The sequence below is a fragment of the Pseudomonas sp. TE3910 genome, assembly GCF_056279025.1.
Genome location: NZ_JBWBQN010000001.1, coordinates 4,310,128 through 4,325,429, shown reverse-complemented (window position 1 = coordinate 4,325,429; position 15,302 = coordinate 4,310,128). Strand labels below are relative to the sequence as shown.

The following is a 15,302-nucleotide window of genomic DNA, read 5'->3' as shown; positions in this document are numbered from 1 at the left end:
CGCAAAGCCCCGCCCACTTCAGTGAGCGGGGCTTTTATGTATCTCGACAGCGTGCATACCCCGCACAGGTATACAGCAAGACAAGGTGGTCGATGTGGTGAAAAAAACCCTGTTTCAACTGCACTGGTTCTTCGGTATCACCGCAGGCCTGGTACTCGCACTGATGGGCATTACCGGCGCAGCGGTGTCATTTCAGGATGAGCTGCTGCGTCTGTTCAACCCCGAAGCCCTCAAGGTTCACGTGCGTGAAGGCGGTGTATTGCCGCCGGCTGAACTGGTACGCCGGGTAGAGGCCGAGCACGGCGACAAGGTTGCCATGCTCTGGGTCGATACCCGCACCGATAACGCCGCGCGGGTGTTCTTTACCCCGCCACCTGGCGAGCGGCGAGGCGAAATGCGCTATGCCGACCCATACACTGGCGCGCTGCAAGGCGATGTCAGTGGCCAGGACTTTTTCGGCCTGATGCTGCAACTGCACCGGTTCCTGGCCATCGGCGACACCGGTCGGCAGATCACCGGCGCCTGTACCCTGATGCTGGTGTTCTTCTGCCTTTCTGGCCTCTACCTGCGCTGGCCGCGCCAGGCGCTGAACTGGCGTAACTGGCTGACCCTGGACTGGGCGAAAAAAGGCCGCGCGTTCAACTGGGACCTGCACGCGGTTGCCGGCACCTGGTGCCTGGTGTTCTACCTGCTCGCAGCACTGACGGGCCTGTTCTGGTCTTACGAGTGGTATCGCGAAGGCCTGAACAAACTGCTGGCCGACGGGCCGGTGGCGGGCGAGCAACGCAAACGCGGTGAAGGCCGCGGCCGCCCACCTGCACCAGACAAGAACGCACCGCCTCTGGTGGTTGACTACGATGCGATCTGGTCCAGCCTGCAAACGGCTGCCGGGCCAGGCCTGAGCACCTACAACCTACGCCCTGCCACCTGCTGGTGGGCAACCGGCCACCCTGTTCTACCTGCTTGAAAATTCCGATCACGAAAGAGCCTTCAACACCCTGACACTCGACCCTGCCACCGGTCAGGTGCGTAAACACGAACGCTTCACCGACAAGTCGTTCAAGGCCCAACTGCTGGCCAGTGTCTATGCCCTGCACGTCGGCAGTTACTTCGGCCTGACCGGGCGCGTCCTGATGATGCTGGCCAGCCTGAGCATGCCACTGTTCTTCATCACCGGCTGGTTGCTGTACCTCGACCGTCGGCGCAAGAAACGCCAGATCCGCGTCGCACGCAACGGTATGACCACGCCTGCATCTGGTGAAAACAGCTGGTTGGTGGGCTTTGCCAGCCAGAGCGGTTTCGCCGAACAACTGGCCTGGCAAAGCGCCGGGCAGTTGCAGGCGGCGGGCTTTGCGGTAAACGTGCGAGCCTTGGCTGACTTGAGCGAAACCGACCTGCGCCAGGCGAACAAGGCCCTGTTCGTGGTGAGTACCTTTGGCGACGGCGAAGCACCGGACAGCGCCCGTACGTTCGAGCGCAAGGTGCTCGGCCAGCCCTGGGCGCTGGGCTCACTCGACTATGCCCTGCTCGCCCTCGGTGACCGTCAATACACGCAATTCTGCGGTTTCGCCAAACGCCTGCATGACTGGCTGGGAACACGCGGGGCCAAAGCCCGCTTCGCCCCGGTAGAAGTGGATAACGCCGACCCAAACGCCCTGCAGCAGTGGCAAGAACAACTGGCACAGTTGACCGGCAGCCCAGTCGCCAGTACCTGGCAAGCACCAGCCTTCGAAGCCTGGACACTCACCCGGCGCGAACGGCTCAACCCAGGAAGCCAAGGGTCAGCCGTGTACCTGCTCGGGCTGATGCCAGCACAACCGGCACGTTGGGAAGCGGGTGATCTGGTAGAGATCCTGCCGCAGAACAACCCTGCGATCAGCCCCCGGGAGTACTCGATCGCCTCGATTGCCAGCGATGGCATGCTGGAGTTGATCGTGCGCCAGGAGCAACACCCTGATGGCGCACTGGGCCTGGGGTCAGGCTGGCTGACCGAACACGCGCCGCTGGCCGGCCCAATCAACCTGCGCCTGCGGCGTAACAGCGGCTTCCACCTCCCGGCAACGCCTGCACCGCTGATTCTGATCGGCAACGGCACAGGGCTGGCAGGCCTGCGCAGCCTGCTCAAAGCGCGTATCGAAGCAGGCGAGCGGCGTAACTGGTTGCTGTTCGGCGAGCGTAACGAAGCACACGACTTCCTCTGCCGGGAAGAGCTGCAAGGGTGGTTGCGTACGGGTGAACTGGCACGCCTGGACCTGGCGTTCTCCCGTGATCAGGCAGAAAAGGTCTACGTACAGGATCGCCTGCGCGAACAGGCGGCAGAGTTGCGCCAATGGCTGGCCGAAGGGGCGTCGCTTTATGTGTGCGGTAGCCTGCACGGCATGGCTGGTGGGGTCGATGCGCTGCTGAAGGAAGTGCTGGGCACTGCCGAGGTTGAGCACCTGATCGAGCAAGGGCGTTACCGGCGGGATGTCTACTGACGCCTGACGGCCCAGGCGTTGGCAAACCTCCCACAGGCTGCATTTTCTGTTGGAGCTGGCTTGCCTGCGATGGCGTCGGTGGGGTGGCCGTGAGTTCGCGGCGCCTGCATCGCGGGCAAGCCCGGCTCCTACAGGTTGCATTTTCTGTTGGAGCTGGCTTGCCTGCGATGGCGTCGGCGCGGTGCCAGTGAGTTCGCGGCGTCTGTATCGCGGGCAAGCCCGGCGCCTACAGGTTGCATTTTCTGTTGGAGCAGGCTTGCCTGCGATGGCGTCGGTGGGGTGACCGTGAGTTCGCGGCGTCTGCATCGCGGGCAAGCCCGGCTCCTACAGGTTGCGCGGACTCTGTTGGAGCTGGCTTGCCTGCGATGACGTCGGTGGGGTGACTGTGAGTTCGCGGCGCCTGCATCGCGGGCAAGCCCGGCTCCTACAGGTTGCACTTTCTGTTGGAGCTGGCTTGCCTGCGATGGCGTCGGTGGGGTGGCCGTGAGTTCGCGGCGCCTGCATCGCGGGCAAGCCCGGCTCCTACAGGTTGCATTTTCTGTTGGAGCTGGCTTGCCTGCGATGGCGTCGGCGCGGTGCCAGTGAGTTCGCGGCGTCTGTATCGCGGGCAAGCCCGGCGCCTACAGGTTGCATTTTCTGTTGGAGCAGGCTTGCCTGCGATGGCGTCGGTGGGGTGGCCGTGAGTTCGCGGCGGCTGCATCGCGGGCAAGCCCGGCTCCTACAAGTTGCACTTTCTGTTGGAGCTGGCTTGCCTGCGATAGCCTCGGCGCGGTGCCAGTGAGTTCGCGGCGTCTGCATCGCGGGCAAGCCCGGCTCCTACAGGTTGTTGGAGCTGGCTTGCCTACGATGACGCTTACTGCAACTCGAAGACGTCGGCGTCCAGGTTCGCCGGGAAACGCGTACGGTAGGCTGCCAGGTCGGCTGCGCTCAACACCACGGTAAATACACCATCCGCCTCTCCCGCGCTGAGCAGGCTCTCACCCTGGAAATCCAGCACCTGGCTGTCGCCCGTGTAGGCAAAGCCTTTGCCGTCTGTACCCACCCGGTTCACCGCGGCCACATAACAGAGGTTCTCGATACCGCGAGCCGGCAACAACCGGTTCCAGTGCTGGCGCCGTGCTGCCGGCCAGTTGGCGGTATAGAGCAGCAGGTCGGTGTCCTGAGGGTCACGGCTCCAGACCGGGAAACGCAGGTCATAGCAAATCAGTGGGCGCACCCGCCAGCCGTTGATCTCGAACTGCACCTGGCGCTCGCCGGGCGTGTAGTGCTTGTGCTCGCCGGCCATACGGAACAGGTGACGCTTGTCATAGTGCAGGATTTCGCCGTCTGGGCGCGCCCAGAGCAGCCGATTACGATGGCTGCCGTCCGCGGCCTGGATGATCACACTGCCGGTGATCACCGCGTTGAGCTTCTTCGCCTGGCTTTTGAGCCATTTGTACGTCGGGCCATTCTCAGGCTCTGCTAGGCGTTCGGAGTCCATGGAAAACCCAGTCGTGAACATCTCCGGCAGCACAATCAAATCGCTGCCACGGGCCTGTTCCATCAGGGTTTCAAAATGTTCATAGTTGGCCAACCGGTCCTGCCACGCCAATGTGGTCTGGACCAGGGCAACGCTCAGGTTAGGCAGTGAGCTCAGATCGCGCATAGTTTCTCCGCTGCTTGACGCAGCGTCTCCTCGCGTTTGGCAAAACACAGGCGCACCAGGCGCTGTTCGGGAATAGGTTGCTGGTAGAACACCGATACCGGGATGGTCGCCACGCCGTGTTCACGGGTCAACCACACGGACATCTCGAGATCGTTCAGGTCGGGGCGGATCTGCGAATAGTCCACCAGCTGGAAATAGGTGCCCGCCGCGCGGCTGAAGGTGAAGCGCGAGGGCGTCAGCAGGTCGCAGAACAGATCACGCTTGGCCTGATAGAAGGCTGGCAATTCTTCGACATGCTCCGGGTGCGCAGCCATGAAGTCGGCCAGCGCCCATTGCAGCGGGGTCACGCCGCAGAAGTTCACGTACTGGTGAACCTTGCGCAACTCCACGCTCAAGGCCGGCGGCGCAACCACATAACCGGTTTTCCAGCCCGTGACGTGATACGTCTTGCCGAACGAGCTGACCACAAAAGCGCGCTGATACAGAGCCTCATGGGCCAGAACGCTGGCGTGGCTTACGCCATCGAACACCAGGTGTTCGTAGACTTCATCGCTGATCAGGTAGATATCGCGCTCGGCAATCAATGCCGCCAACTGGTCAAGCTCGGCACGGCTGATCAGCGCCCCACTCGGGTTGTGTGGCGAGTTCAGAATGATCATCCGCGTACGCGGGCTGAGCGCATCGCTGAATTTCTGCCAGTCGATGGAGAAATCGTTGGGGTTCAACTGCACATGCACGCAGCGACCACCGGCCAACGCCACCGACGGCTCATAGCTGTCGTAGCACGGGTCGAAAACGATCACTTCGTCACCCGCGCGAATCACCGCATGGATGGCACAGAAAATAGCTTCCGTCGCACCGGGAGTAATGGTCACTTCAGTGTCGGCATCAACCGTTACGCCATAACTGCGGGCGATCTTTGCTGCAACCTGCTCACGCAAGGCGGGCAAGCCGGTCATCGGCGAATACTGATTGTGCCCGGCAGCAATATGGCGGCCTACCGCATCGAGCAGTTCTTGCGGGCCATTGAAGTCGGGAAACCCTTGGGACAGGTTCAGGGCGCCGGTTTGCGCGGCGAGCTGGGACATGGTGGTAAAGATGGTCGTGCCGACGTTCGGCAACTTGCTGCTGATCATGTAACCCTCTTTCTACACAGAACATCCGGCTCGAGGCGGCACGGGAGGTAAGCCCCCGAGCATAGCGGATTGAACGGTCAGGAAAAAGGTTAGGTGATCCTAATCGCCGGCACAGCCGGCGATTAGGCCTGAAAGCTTACTTGCGCTTGTCTTTGCGCTTCTTCTCGGCTTTCTTGTGGTGCGACATCAAACGACGCTTCTTGTTGACCTGGCGGTCGGTCAGCGTGTTCTTGTTGCCTTCGTACGGGTTGTCGCTGCCCTTGTACTCGATGCGGATCGGCGTACCGACCAGCTTCAGTACCCGGCGATAGGTGTTTTCAAGGTAGCGCGAATACGACTTCGGTACCTTTTCGACCTGGTTGCCGTGGATCACGATCAGCGGCGGGTTGGCGCCACCAAGGTGGGCATAACGCAGTTTGATCCGGCGACCATTGACCATCGGCGGCTGGTGCTCGCTGACCGCGTCCTCGAGGATCTGGGTCAGGCGGCTGGTCGGCCAACGGGTCACCGCAGACTTGAACGAGGCCTGTACCGATTGATACAGGTTGCCCACGCCAGTGCCGTGCAGCGCCGAAATGAAGTGAATGTCGGCGAAGTCGACGAAGAACAGCCGGCGCTCCAGCTCGGTCTTCACGTAGTCGCGTTCGCTAGGCTGCATGCCGTCCCATTTGTTCAGGGCGATCACTAGCGCACGGCCCGCTTCCAGGGCGAAGCCCAGCAGGTTCAGGTCATGGTCAACCACGCCTTCGCGGGCGTCCATGACGAAGATCACCACGTTGGCGTCCTTGATCGCCTGCAGGGTCTTCACCACCGAGAACTTTTCAACTTCCTCGTGGATCTTGCCGCGCTTGCGCACCCCAGCCGTGTCGATCAGGGTGTACTTCTCTTCATTACGCTCGAACGGAATGTAGATACTGTCGCGGGTGGTGCCGGGTTGGTCATAGACGATCACCCGCTCTTCGCCGAGCATACGGTTGACCAGCGTCGACTTGCCGACGTTTGGACGACCGATGATGGCGATCTTGATCCCGTCCTTCTCGCTCGGACCAGGAATGCGCACGGCCTCCTCGCCCTCGGCGACGTTAAGGTCGACTTCTTCCTCGTCCTTGTCGCGCGGGAACTCACCCAGCACGGTTTCCAGCAGGCCATTGATACCACGGCCCTGGGAACCGGCCACCGGCAAGGCATTGCCCATGCCCAGTGGCGAGAATTCGGCGATAGCCATCTGCGGATCGATGTTGTCGATCTTGTTCGCTACCAGGTACGAGCGCTTGTTGCGCTTGCGCAGGTGCTCGGAAATCATCTGGTCGGCGGCGGTCAGGCCCGCACGGGCATCCACCAGGAACAGGACTACATCGGCTTCTTCAATGGCCAGCAGCGACTGCTCGGCCATTTTTTCATCCATGCCCTGCTCGTCACCGGAAATACCACCGGTGTCGACCAGAATGTAAGAACGCCCTTGCCAGCGCGCCTCACCATACTGGCGGTCGCGGGTCAGACCGGACAGGTCGCCGACGATGGCGTCGCGGGTCTTGGTCAGGCGGTTGAACATGGTGGATTTACCGACGTTCGGCCGGCCCACCAAGGCGATTACGGGAACCATGCGGCTCTCCACTGCGTAAATTCAAAAAATACAAAGGCCGCTGCACAGCAGCGGCCGGAGTTCGGACGGCACCAAAGTGCCGCAACCCGAGGCCCTTGCAGGCCTCAAGCATAGACTCAGCGAATGGTCAGCGCTTCCAGCTTGCCGCTGTTGCCATACACATAAATCGTGTCACCCACCACCAGCGGACGCGCGCGCAGGCCGTCACTGTCGATGCGCTCACGGCCAACGAAACGACCATCGACCTGGCTCAGCAAGTGCAGGTAACCCTCAAGGTCACCGACTGCCACATAGCTGGAGAACACCTCAGGGGCCGACAGTTGGCGACGTGCCAGCGAATCGTTGCTCCACAGTGCGGTGGACGAACGCTCATCGATACCTTCGACCGCGCCCGTTGCTTCGCTCACGTAGACGTTACCGAAACCTTGAGCGACACCTGCCGAACTGGAAGCATCACGCTGCCAGAGCACACGACCGCTTTCCAGTTCCAGGCCGGCAACACGACCCTGGTAGCTAGCAACGTAGATCACACCACCCGACAGCAGCAAGCCACCATCGATGTCCACGACACGGTCCAGCTCGGAACGGCCTTGCGGGATGGCCACGCGCTGTTCCCAGACCGGTACACCGTTCTGGGTATCAAGGGCGATGACCTTGCCGGTCGACAGCCCGGCAACCGCCAGACGGTTGGTCACGATCGGCGCGCCTGTGCCACGCAGGGTCAGTACGGCCGGGGTGCTTTCATAGATCCAGCGGCGGTCACCCGTGCTGGCATCCAGACCGATCACGCGGTCGTCCTGAGTCTGAACGACAACCACGTCACCGTTGGTGGCAGGCGGTGCCAGCACTTCGCTGGTAACGCGCGAGCGCCACTTTTCTTCACCGGTGCTGGCATCCAGGGCAATGACGTCACCCTTGAGGGTACCGACCATGACCAGGCCATAGCCAACACCGACGGCGCCGGAAACCGGCAGTTCCAGCTTCTTCTTCCAGATCACGTCGCCGTTCAGACGATCAAGGCCCATGACCAGGCCGTTGACGTCCGCAGCATAGATACGGTCGTTCTCGATAGCCGGAACGAGCATATTGAAGGTTTCGCCCTGACCGTCACCGATCGAACGACTCCATTGCTTTTTCAGCACCACTTCTTCGGTGAACGAAGTCAGCTCGGCCGGCGGCAGTTCCTTTTTACTGTTGCTGCTGCAACCCACGGCCAGAAGAGCCAAGGCCAGCACTGCGGCAGGTTTCCATGCGATCACGTCAGGCATCCCCTTTGGCCAGGTCGTCGAGCTTGAGTTGCAGGCCACCGATGGCGGCATCGTCAGAGAGCGCCGCCTTGGCCTTCTCATAAGCGCTATGGGCGTCAGCACTGCGGCCCAGTTGCACCAGCAGGTCGCCCTTGAGCTCTTCGCGGCTGGCCAGGAACGCTTTGTCGGCATCACCATCAAGCAGTTTCAGGGCCTCGTCAGCCTTGTTCTGCGCAGCCAGCACGCGGGCCAGACGCTGGCGGGCAATCTCGCCCAGCGTGGCGTCGGCCGGCTTGTCCATAACACTCTTCAGCTCAGCGGCTGCGTCATCCAGCTTGCCGCTTTCAACCGCAACCTTGGCCACGAACAGGCTGGCGTACTGCGCATAGGCAGAACCGCCGAACTCGCTCTTGAGCTTGCCGGACAGTTCGGCAACCTTGGCGGTATCAGGCTGACCGCTCGGCGTGAGGGTCGTTTCCAGCAAGGCCTGGTAGAGGTTGGAGGCGCCTTGCGACTGATTGCCCTGGTACTTTTGCCAGGCCTGCCAGCCGAATACCACCACCAGCGCCAGCAGGCCACCGGTTACCAGTGGCTTGCCGTTACGCTGCCACCAGTCCTTGAATGCCGCCAGCTGTTCATCATCGGTACTCGACACCCCAATACTCCTTTTCACCAAATCGGCTGTTGACCCGCTTCACGCCTGCGCGAGGGAAGCTTCCAGGTGCTCGGCCAGAGCATCCCAGGCAATGTTTTGTTGTTCGCCCTGACCACGCAGGGGTTTGAAACCTACCACTTGTTGCGCCAGTTCGTCGTCCCCCAGGATCAAGGCGAACAGCGCTGCGCTCTTGTCGGCCTTCTTGAACTGGCTCTTGAAGCTGCCACCACCGGCGTTCACCTGCAGACGCAGGCCCGGCAGACGATCACGCAGCTTCTCGCTCAGGGTCAGGCCAGCCAGCTCGGCCTGCTCGCCGAACGCACACAGGTAGACATCGACCTGACGGTTGATCGACTCGGGGATCTGCTCCAGGGTTTCCAGCAGCAGGATCAAGCGCTCGATACCCATGGCGAAACCAACGCCCGGGGTCGGCTTGCCGCCCATCTGCTCGACCAGACCGTCGTAACGGCCACCCGCGCACACGGTACCCTGGGAACCGAGCTTGTCGGTGACCCACTCGAACACGGTTTTGCTGTAGTAGTCCAGGCCGCGTACCAGCTTGGTATTGATGACGTAAGGAATGCCAGCGGCATCCAGGCGCGCCTTCAGGCCTTCGAAGTGCACGCGAGACTCTTCGTCCAGGTATTCCTCAAGCTTCGGCGCACCGACCAGTACCGCCTGGGTGTTCGGGTCCTTGCTGTCGAGGATACGCAGCGGATTGCTTTTCAGGCGGCGCTGGCTGTCTTCGTCCAGTTCGCTCAGGCGTGCCGAGAGGAACTCGACCAGGGCATCGCGATAGCGCGCACGGGCTTCGCTGGTGCCCAGGCTGTTCAGCTCAAGCTTGACCGCGTCGCGAATGCCCAGCAGGCCCCACAGGCGCCAGGTCAGGACGATCAGCTCAGCGTCGATGTCCGGACCGTCGAGGTTGAAGACCTCGACACCGATCTGGTGGAACTGACGGTAGCGGCCTTTCTGCGGACGCTCGTGGCGGAACATCTGGCCGATGTACCACAGTTTCTGTACCTGGCCGCCGCCGCTGATGCCGTGCTCCAGCACCGCGCGAACGCAGGCGGCCGTGCCTTCAGGGCGCAGGGTCAGCGAGTCGCCGTTACGGTCGGCGAAGGTGTACATCTCTTTCTCGACGATGTCGGTCACTTCACCAATCGAGCGCTTGAACAGCTCGGTGAACTCGACAATCGGCGTACGAATCTGACGATAGCCGTAGGTGTCGAGCAGGCCGGCCACGGTGCTCTCGAAGTAGCGCCATAGCGGGGTCTGCTCGGGCAGAATGTCGTTCATGCCACGGATGGCTTGCAGCGATTTGCTCACGGGAAATCCTTAGCGATACGGTGTCAGCCGCGGGCGATCAGCGCCGCGTCGGCCTCGGCCTTCTCGGCCGCTTTCTGGCGGATAAGCTTTTCCAGCTCATCAACCAGGTTGTCATTGGTCAGTTTCTGCGACGGCTTGCCATCGATGTAGATCAGGTTCGGCGTACCACCGGTCAGCCCGACATGGGCTTCCTTGGCTTCACCGGGGCCATTGACCACACAGCCGATGACCGCAACGTCCAGCGGTACCAGCAAGTCTTCCAAGCGCCCTTCCAGCTCGTTCATGGTCTTGACCACATCGAAATTCTGCCGCGAGCAGCTCGGGCAGGCGATGAAGTTGATACCACGCGAACGCAGGTGCAGCGACTTGAGGATGTCGTAACCGACCTTCACTTCTTCGACCGGATCGGCCGCCAGCGAGATGCGGATAGTATCGCCAATCCCTTCGGCAAGCAGCATGCCCAGGCCAACCGCCGATTTTACCGTCCCCGAACGCAGGCCACCGGCTTCGGTGATACCCAGGTGCAACGGCTGGATGATCTGCTTGGCAAGCAAGCGGTAGGCTTCGACGGCCATGAACACATCGGACGCCTTCACGCTGACCTTGAAGTCCTGGAAGTCCAGGCGATCGAGGTGCTCGACATGGCGCAGGGCCGACTCAACCAGCGCAGCCGGGGTCGGTTCACCGTACTTTTTCTGCAGGTCCTTTTCCAGCGAACCGGCGTTGACGCCAATGCGGATCGGGATACCACGGTCACGTGCCGCATCGACCACCGCACGCACACGGTCTTCACGACCGATGTTGCCCGGGTTGATACGCAGGCAGTCGACACCCAGTTCGGCCACGCGCAAGGCAATGCGGTAGTCGAAGTGAATGTCTGCCACCAAGGGCACGCTGACCTGTTGCTTGATCTTGCCAAACGCTTCGGCAGCGTCCATGTCCGGTACCGAGACACGCACGATATCGACACCGGCATCGACCAGCCGGTTGATCTGCGCCACGGTGGCGGCGACATCGTTGGTATCGGTGTTGGTCATGCTCTGGACGGCAATGGGTGCATCGCCGCCGACAGGTACATTACCTACCCAGATTTTCCGGGATTCGCGCCGTTTGATCGGAGATTCGCCGTGCATGACTTATTGTCCCAACTTCAGGCGAGCGGTCTCGCCACTGGTGAACGGCGCAAGGTCGACTGGCTGACCGTTGTAGCTCAGTTGCACGCCCTTGGCGTAGCCGAAGCGCACCGCAAACGGTGGCTTGCCGCTGACGTCCAGGCTGTCGCCCTTGCGCTTGATGGCACTGAACAGCACCTTGCCGTTGCCGTCGATAACTGACGTCCAGCAATCGGCATTGAATTGAACATGCACCTTGCCACTGCCTGCAACCGCAGGCTCTGCGGCCGCGACGACAGCAGCCGGGGCCACAACTGGGGCCGGGGCCGGCACGACGGGCTTGGCCGGCGCAACAGGTACCACAGGTACCACAGGTGCAGCCGGAGCGGCTGGCGCTGCAGGCACGACCGCTGCAGCAGCGGGTTTGGCAGGCGTCACAGCCACTGGCGCGGCTGGAGCCACGGCCGCTGCTGGTTCGCTCGCAGGTGCAGGGGCTTCCACGTCTGGCTGGGCCTGTTCAAGGCTCAAATCAGTGCTTTGCGGTTGTTGCGATGCATCGACGGCCTGATCTTCCGGCTCGTCCAGCGGATGAATTTGCGTCGTGCCGTCGGCGCTCTCGACCTCGACATGCTCCATGGCAATGGTGGCCAGGTCCTTGCCATGCCGACGGGTTTGATCCTGCCACCAGAAATAACCACCGCCGACCACCGCCAGCAGCAGCACGAGGCTCACACCACGCAAAATGTTATGCGACAGCCGCACAGGCTCTTCGATACGGCCCAAGGCATGCACATCGCTGCCCTGGGCATGGGTGCCGGTGCACTGGTCAAAGGCCTGAACCAACGCTGCCTGATCCATGTCGAGCAACTTGGCGTAGGCACGGATATAACCACGGGCAAAGGTATGCCCAGGCAGCTTGTCGAAGGCGCCGGCTTCAAGATTGCTCAGGGAACTCACGGTCAAGTTGAGCTTGTGGGCCACTTCGGCCTGCGACCAGCCCCTGTTTTCACGGGCCTGACGCAAAATCTCACCGGGATTCTCGCGAGTCGCTGCTACTGCTTCGGGATGCGCCGCTTTCATCATTGCTCCGACAGGTATTGCTGATATTCCGGCGTACCGGGATAAAGTCGTTGTAATTGCAGGCCCAGCTCGGCGGCCTTGTTCGATTCTTCAAACACCGTTGCCAGGCGACTGCCCAGCAGCAGGCTGCGGGCATTGGGGTCGCTCAGTTGGCTGAAACGATCGTAGAAGTCTCGGGCCGGCACATAATGCCTGTCTTCGTAAGACAACTCAGCCATTTCCAACAACGCATGGGGTTGATGACGGTTGAGCCGTAAAGCCTTTTCCAGGTATTCCCGCGCCTGCTCGCGCTGATCGAGCTTCAAGGCGGTTAGCCCCAGGCTTTCGAACACCCGCGAACGTTCAGGATACAGGGTATCGGCAGCCGCGCGACGAAACATCTGCTCGGCATCGGTGTAGCGGCCTTGAGCATAAAGGAAGCTGCCGAAATTGTTGCGAATTCGGGTGTTGTCCGGGGCCTGCGCCAGCGCCTTGCGAAAGTGCTGCTCTGCCAGTGCAGCTTCACCTTCAGCCTGGAACACCAGGGCCAGGGCGGCATGCGCATCAGCATCGTCAGCATTGAGTTCAAGGGCCTTTTTCAACGGCCACTTGGCACGCTCGGTCAACCCCTGCTTCAAGTACCCCAGGCCCAACTGCACATACGCCTGAACCGCCTCGACCCGCGCCTTGCTGCTGACCGGCGTACCAGGCTCACCGGTCGACGCACAGCCTGCCAACAGAGCGACCAGCAGGATCGGCAGCGCAGCGCGTGGGGTCATGGAGATCCTCTCTTCAGTTCTGCACGGCCGTGTTCGGCGCATCACCATCAGCATTCAACTGACGAACGGCGATGTAACGCTCACTACGACGGGTGCGATCCATGACCTGACCGACCAACTGACCACATGCCGCGTCGATGTCTTCACCACGGGTGGTGCGTACCGTCACGTTGTAGCCGGCATGATGCAGGTGGTCCTGGAAACGGCGGATAGCGTTGTTGCTCGGCCGCTCGTAACCGGAATGCGGGAACGGGTTGAACGGAATCAGGTTGATCTTGCACGGAACGTTTTTCAGCAGCTCGGCCATTTCCACGGCATGTTCGAGCTTGTCGTTGACGTCCTTGAGCAGGGTGTACTCGATGGTCAGTACGCGCTTTTCGCCCAGCTCGGACATGTAGCGCATGCACGAGTCGAGCACCACGCTGAGCGGGTACTTCTTGTTGATCGGCACCAGTTCGTTGCGCAGCGCATCGTTCGGCGCGTGCAGCGAAAGTGCCAGGGAGACGTCGATGTGCTTGGCCAGCTCATCGATCATCGGTACCACGCCGGAGGTGGACAGGGTCACCCGGCGCTTGGAAATGCCATAGCCGAGGTCGTCCATCATCAAATGCATGGCCGCGACGACGTTGTCGAAGTTCAGCAGCGGCTCGCCCATGCCCATCATCACCACGTTGGTGATGGCACGGTCGATCTTGGCCGGCACAGTGCCGAACGACTTGTTGGCAATCCACACCTGGCCGATGACTTCGGCGGCGGTGAGGTTGCTGTTGAAACCTTGCTTGCCGGTGGAGCAAAAACTGCAGTCCAGGGCGCAACCGGCCTGGGACGAGACACACAGCGTGCCACGCTTGCCCTGGGGGATGTAGACGGTCTCGACGCAGCTGCCGGACGCCACGCGCACGACCCACTTGCGGGTACCGTCGCTGGAGATGTCCTCGCTGACCACTTCCGGACCGCGAACCTCGGCACAGGCCTTGAGCTTTTCGCGCAAGGCCTTGCCGACGTTGGTCATGGCGTCGAAATCATCAACGCCAAAGTGGTGAATCCACTTCATGACCTGACCGGCACGGAAGCGCTTCTCCCCGATTGAGTCGAAGAATTTTTCCATTTCCGGCTGGGTTAGACCCAACAGGTTGATTTTGCCAGTCGATGTCGTCATGGATTCACCCTCACTCGTCAGCCTTCGCTTAGCGAGTGGTTACTTCAGTAGCTGCGAAGAAGTAAGCGATTTCGCGAGCAGCAGCGGCTTCGGAGTCCGAACCGTGTACGGCGTTGGCGTCGATGGACTCAGCGAAGTCAGCGCGGATGGTGCCGGCAGCAGCTTCTTTAGGGTTGGTAGCGCCCATCAGCTCACGGTTCAGAGCGATGGCGTTTTCGCCTTCCAGAACCTGGACAACAACTGGACCGGAGGTCATGAAGGCAACCAGGTCGCCGAAGAAGCCACGAGCGCTGTGCTCAGCGTAGAAGCCTTCAGCTTCGGCTTTGGACAGTTGCTTCATTTTCGAAGCGACGACGCGCAGGCCGGCTTTTTCGAAACGAGTGGTGATCTCGCCGATGACGTTCTTGGCAACTGCGTCAGGCTTGATGATCGAGAAAGTACGTTGAACAGCCATGGAAAACTCCAGAAACAGTAAGTGAAGCGAAAAATTAAACCCGCGAATTATACGCGGGTTCTTAGGGATTGCCTAACCTGCCGAGCGTACTCAGTCGGCTTCGTCGATCCAGGCGGCCTGGATCGCTTCCAGAACCTTCTCGCCGCCGCGCTGTGGATCGTCGCTGAACTCCGGCAAAGCCAGAACCCACTGATGCAGATCGACGAAGTTCACATAACGAGGATCGACTTCCGGCTTGCTTTCGGCAAGCTGGATTGCAATTTCAAGTACATCAACCCATTTCAGACTCATGATGGCTCCTTGAATCAGTGCGGCGCTTCGGCGGCCAGGTTGATCGTGTACTTCGGAATCTCGATGGTCAGGTCTTCCTCACCCACGAATACCTGACAGGCCAGACGCGACTGGCGCTCCAGGCCCCAGGCCTTATCGAGCATGTCTTCTTCGAGCTCGTCAGCTTCCTCGAGCGAATCGAAACCTTCACGCACGATGCAATGGCAAGTGGTGCAGGCGCACACGCCACCACATGCGCTTTCCATCTCGATATGGTGCTCGTGGGCCAACTCCAGGATATTAGTACCCGGCTCCACCTCCACCACAAGACCGTCCGGACAGAACTTCTCGTGGGGCAGAAAAATCACCTGCGGCAT

Annotated in this window: 13 protein-coding genes and 1 pseudogene; 1 reads left to right on the top strand and 13 read right to left on the bottom strand. The window is 61.1% G+C overall.

The genetic code is table 11. The features are described 5' to 3' along the window. Positions 1-94 precede the first annotated feature (94 nt). Positions 95-2,477, top strand: a pseudogene (locus ACZ9H3_RS19755) (PepSY domain-containing protein). 853 nt (positions 2,478-3,330) lie between these two features. On the opposite strand, the gene ACZ9H3_RS19750 reads toward ACZ9H3_RS19755, so the two are convergent. The 13 genes from ACZ9H3_RS19750 to fdx form a co-directional block, all read right to left on the bottom strand. Further along, positions 3,331-4,122 (bottom strand): amidohydrolase, encoded by a 792-nt coding sequence (locus ACZ9H3_RS19750; RefSeq protein WP_065761960.1) that lies wholly within the window; start codon positions 4,120-4,122, stop codon positions 3,331-3,333. Further along, positions 4,110-5,258 carry a pyridoxal phosphate-dependent aminotransferase gene (locus ACZ9H3_RS19745; protein WP_065761961.1) on the bottom strand — a complete coding sequence of 383 codons (1,149 nt, stop codon included), beginning with the start codon at positions 5,256-5,258 and terminating at the stop codon, positions 4,110-4,112. Before ACZ9H3_RS19745 ends, ACZ9H3_RS19750 begins: the two co-directional genes overlap by 13 nt. 136 nt (positions 5,259-5,394) lie before the next feature. Beyond that, positions 5,395-6,861, bottom strand: a complete 1,467-nt coding sequence (gene der / locus ACZ9H3_RS19740; protein ID WP_099773612.1) for a ribosome biogenesis GTPase Der — start codon at positions 6,859-6,861, stop codon at positions 5,395-5,397. A 116-nt stretch (positions 6,862-6,977) separates the two neighbouring features. Beyond that, positions 6,978-8,129, bottom strand: coding sequence for an outer membrane protein assembly factor BamB (gene bamB / locus ACZ9H3_RS19735; RefSeq protein WP_218197067.1), 1,152 nt, complete (start codon positions 8,127-8,129; stop codon positions 6,978-6,980). Next, complete coding sequence (locus ACZ9H3_RS19730; protein ID WP_065761364.1) at positions 8,122-8,763, bottom strand: YfgM family protein; 642 nt, start codon at positions 8,761-8,763, stop codon at positions 8,122-8,124. Before ACZ9H3_RS19730 ends, bamB begins: the two co-directional genes overlap by 8 nt. A gap of 39 nt (positions 8,764-8,802) precedes the next feature. Continuing rightward, positions 8,803-10,092 (bottom strand): histidine--tRNA ligase, encoded by a 1,290-nt coding sequence (gene hisS / locus ACZ9H3_RS19725; protein ID WP_065761363.1) that lies wholly within the window; start codon positions 10,090-10,092, stop codon positions 8,803-8,805. 23 nt (positions 10,093-10,115) lie between these two features. Beyond that, positions 10,116-11,225, bottom strand: coding sequence for a flavodoxin-dependent (E)-4-hydroxy-3-methylbut-2-enyl-diphosphate synthase (gene ispG, locus ACZ9H3_RS19720; RefSeq protein ID WP_065761362.1), 1,110 nt, complete (start codon positions 11,223-11,225; stop codon positions 10,116-10,118). A 3-nt stretch (positions 11,226-11,228) separates the two neighbouring features. Further along, positions 11,229-12,284 carry a RodZ domain-containing protein gene (locus tag ACZ9H3_RS19715; protein WP_330522006.1) on the bottom strand — a complete coding sequence of 352 codons (1,056 nt, stop codon included), beginning with the start codon at positions 12,282-12,284 and terminating at the stop codon, positions 11,229-11,231. Then, a complete protein-coding gene (gene pilW, locus ACZ9H3_RS19710) occupies positions 12,284-13,042 on the bottom strand; it encodes a type IV pilus biogenesis/stability protein PilW (protein WP_099773610.1) in 759 nt (252 codons plus the stop codon). Before pilW ends, ACZ9H3_RS19715 begins: the two co-directional genes overlap by 1 nt. A 13-nt stretch (positions 13,043-13,055) precedes the next feature. Continuing rightward, positions 13,056-14,201 (bottom strand): dual-specificity RNA methyltransferase RlmN, encoded by a 1,146-nt coding sequence (gene rlmN / locus ACZ9H3_RS19705; protein ID WP_065761359.1) that lies wholly within the window; start codon positions 14,199-14,201, stop codon positions 13,056-13,058. 28 nt (positions 14,202-14,229) lie between these two features. Beyond that, complete coding sequence (ndk, locus tag ACZ9H3_RS19700; protein WP_065761358.1) at positions 14,230-14,655, bottom strand: nucleoside-diphosphate kinase; 426 nt, start codon at positions 14,653-14,655, stop codon at positions 14,230-14,232. A gap of 90 nt (positions 14,656-14,745) precedes the next feature. After that, positions 14,746-14,946: a Fe-S cluster assembly protein IscX gene (gene iscX / locus ACZ9H3_RS19695; RefSeq protein WP_065761357.1), complete on the bottom strand. Its 201-nt coding sequence runs from the start codon at positions 14,944-14,946 to the stop codon at positions 14,746-14,748. Positions 14,947-14,960: 14 nt separating this feature from the next. Then, positions 14,961-15,302 (bottom strand): ISC system 2Fe-2S type ferredoxin, encoded by a 342-nt coding sequence (gene fdx / locus ACZ9H3_RS19690; protein WP_065761356.1) that lies wholly within the window; start codon positions 15,300-15,302, stop codon positions 14,961-14,963.

Excerpts from the sequence above, each read along its gene's own strand:
- ACZ9H3_RS19750 (WP_065761960.1), bottom strand. The coding sequence starts at position 4,122 with ATGCGCGATCTGAGCTCACTGCCTAACCTGAGCGTTGCCCTGGTCCAG.
- ACZ9H3_RS19745 (WP_065761961.1), bottom strand. The coding sequence starts at position 5,258 with ATGATCAGCAGCAAGTTGCCGAACGTCGGCACGACCATCTTTACCACC.
- der (WP_099773612.1), bottom strand. The coding sequence starts at position 6,861 with ATGGTTCCCGTAATCGCCTTGGTGGGCCGGCCGAACGTCGGTAAATCC.
- bamB (WP_218197067.1), bottom strand. The coding sequence starts at position 8,129 with ATGCCTGACGTGATCGCATGGAAACCTGCCGCAGTGCTGGCCTTGGCT.
- ispG (WP_065761362.1), bottom strand. The coding sequence starts at position 11,225 with ATGCACGGCGAATCTCCGATCAAACGGCGCGAATCCCGGAAAATCTGG.
- ACZ9H3_RS19715 (WP_330522006.1), bottom strand. The coding sequence starts at position 12,284 with ATGAAAGCGGCGCATCCCGAAGCAGTAGCAGCGACTCGCGAGAATCCC.
- pilW (WP_099773610.1), bottom strand. The coding sequence starts at position 13,042 with ATGACCCCACGCGCTGCGCTGCCGATCCTGCTGGTCGCTCTGTTGGCA.
- rlmN (WP_065761359.1), bottom strand. The coding sequence starts at position 14,201 with ATGACGACATCGACTGGCAAAATCAACCTGTTGGGTCTAACCCAGCCG.
- ndk (WP_065761358.1), bottom strand. The coding sequence starts at position 14,655 with ATGGCTGTTCAACGTACTTTCTCGATCATCAAGCCTGACGCAGTTGCC.
- iscX (WP_065761357.1), bottom strand. The coding sequence starts at position 14,946 with ATGAGTCTGAAATGGGTTGATGTACTTGAAATTGCAATCCAGCTTGCC.
- fdx (WP_065761356.1), bottom strand. The coding sequence starts at position 15,302 with ATGCCGCAGGTGATTTTTCTGCCCCACGAGAAGTTCTGTCCGGACGGT.